Annotated in this window: 3 protein-coding genes; 1 reads left to right on the top strand and 2 read right to left on the bottom strand. The window is 62.4% G+C overall.

Annotated elements, in window-relative coordinates; all coding sequences use genetic code 11:
* Positions 1–155 precede the first annotated feature (155 nt).
* Complete coding sequence (locus tag C4K88_RS17980; protein ID WP_005413391.1) at positions 156–359, top strand: DUF3330 domain-containing protein; 204 nt, start codon at positions 156–158, stop codon at positions 357–359.
* 38 nt (positions 360–397) lie between these two features.
* Here C4K88_RS17980 and C4K88_RS17975 read toward each other — a convergent pair whose 3' ends face one another.
* On the bottom strand, positions 398–1,012 hold the full coding sequence (locus C4K88_RS17975) for a recombinase family protein (RefSeq protein WP_010981357.1): 615 nt from the start codon (positions 1,010–1,012) through the stop codon (positions 398–400).
* Between the two features lie 60 nt (positions 1,013–1,072).
* On the bottom strand, positions 1,073–1,984 hold a 912-nt coding region (locus tag C4K88_RS17970), incomplete at its 5' end, for a TniQ family protein (protein ID WP_104122811.1).

Genomic DNA, 1,984 nt, shown 5'->3' with positions numbered 1-1,984 from the left:
GGGCATTCAGGGAAAGATCATGAGCGCTTCCCGGCCGGATGGATGGACTACGGCGGAGGGCCCAAGCGTTCGAGCGCGGGCAAGGCTTTCTGTTCGCAAAGCCGATGCCGGCGGCGGCATTCGCCGTCTTCGTCAGTCAATGGAGGGGTGCCACCATGAATGCAAATGATCCGACCGCCACCAGTTGCTGCGTGTGCTGCAAGGAAATTCCGCTCGATGCCGCCTTCACACCGGAAGGCGCGGAGTACGTCGAGCACTTCTGCGGGCTGGAGTGTTATCAACGTTTCCAGGCGCGGGCCAGCACTGCGACCGAAACGAGCGGCGAACCGAACGCTTGCGGTTCGCCGCCGTCAAATTGAGACAAACCACGCTTTCGCTACGTCGCCTCATGTCGGCATCAAATTCGGCTGAGTAGCTTCTCGCCATCTGGACGTAGCTCGCCCTTGGGTGAAATATGCCGATACAGGGTCTGCCGCGTGATGCCAAGTTCCTGGCACAGGTCGCCGACCTTGGTCTCTGACTGCCCCATTGCCGCCATCGCCAGCCGCAGCTTGGCGGCGGTCATCTTGAACGGCCGGCCGCCTTTCCGGCCGCGTGCCCGTGCTGAGGCCAGGCCCGCCACGGTGCGCTCGGCGATCAACTCGCGCTCGAACTCGGCCAGCGCGGCGAAGATACCGAAGACCAGCTTGCCGGCGGCGGTCGTGGTGTCAATGGCCGCGCCGTGCCCGGTCAGCACCTTGAGGCCGATGCCGCGTCCGGTCAGGTCATGGACGGTATTGATCAGATGGCGCAGGTCGCGCCCGAGCCGATCCAGTTTCCAAACGACCAACGTGTCGCCTGGCCGTAGTGCCTTCAGACAGCTCGCCAGACCGGGACGATCCTCGCGTTTTCCGGACGCTTGGTCTTCATAGAGATGCGCCGGATCAACACCGGCCGCGACCAGCGCATCGCGCTGCAAGTCCGTCGCCTGGGAGCCATCCGCCTTCGATACTCGCATGTAGCCAATCAGCATCTTGTACCTGTCACATATACGTTCGATTATGTGACAGTTTGCATCGGGAAGCTCTGCACGTCAAAATTTGTCACTTAACCCGTCATTCTGTCTAAGGCATGCAAAGGGTAGGCTAGGCTCATAATGTGACAGAAATTCCGGGGGGATGCCTTCCTTCGCGAAGGTGGCGCGCAACTGTTCCAAGGAAGCGGGGTCGCGCCGACCATAGGAAGCCAACGCGAACAGCGAGCGTGCCGTCTCGGGGTTGTGTCGTGCTTCAATGATGGCCTCATCAATGGCCTGGATTGCACGCTGCCAGTGATCGACGGGTTCGGGCTTCGGCGCTTTCGCCGGCAGGCCACTGGTGAACCCGGTTTGGGGCTCGGACCAGAATAGCTTTGCGTGCTCGCCTGGCGGGCTTATATCCCTCACCTCAATCAAGCTGATTGCCGTTGCCGCCGCCTCCAGCATCTGCAACCGTACTGCCGGGTTCAGGGTTTCATACGGTCGCCACAGACTTTGCCCAGCACGCAGCGGATGCCCGCAGCATTCCCAGATTTGGCGGAGATACCCCGCGTAGGTGCCGCACGTCGAAAGCGGGGTGTTCAGCTCATCGAGCAGCGTGCGTAGCAGCCTAAACCACAATCCGGCGTGGATGCGTCGGCGCGGCAACTCCACGTGGCCGGTCGTCAGTGCCTGCCAGGTACGCTGGTCCATCGCCGCAATCGCGTCGCTGGCAGTGCGCGGTTCGGCGTCGGCGTTCTCCCAGCCGAGAAACCGCCCTGGCACGCCCCAATAGGATTCCAGCCAGCAGCCATGCAGTGGGCAGCTCAGCATCAGGGGCAGCTTCCACGCGAGCAGTACGGCTTGGTTCTCCGGATCGTTCAGACAGAGCGGGCAGGCGCGATGTATCGGCTGTCTGGGCAGCCAGGCACGCCAGCTCGTGATGGATCGCGTCCTACGGCGGAGTTTCGGCAGCAGCACCGAGAGCTG

The organism is Arthrobacter pityocampae, assembly GCF_002927275.1.
GTDB classification, from domain to species: Bacteria; Actinomycetota; Actinomycetes; order Actinomycetales; family Micrococcaceae; genus Arthrobacter_D; species Arthrobacter_D pityocampae.
The sequence above is the reverse complement of the archived record's forward strand: the minus strand, read 5'-3'. Positions and strand labels throughout refer to the sequence as shown.

Excerpts from the sequence above, each read along its gene's own strand:
- C4K88_RS17980 (WP_005413391.1), top strand. The coding sequence starts at position 156 with ATGAATGCAAATGATCCGACCGCCACCAGTTGCTGCGTGTGCTGCAAG.
- C4K88_RS17975 (WP_010981357.1), bottom strand. The coding sequence starts at position 1,012 with ATGCTGATTGGCTACATGCGAGTATCGAAGGCGGATGGCTCCCAGGCG.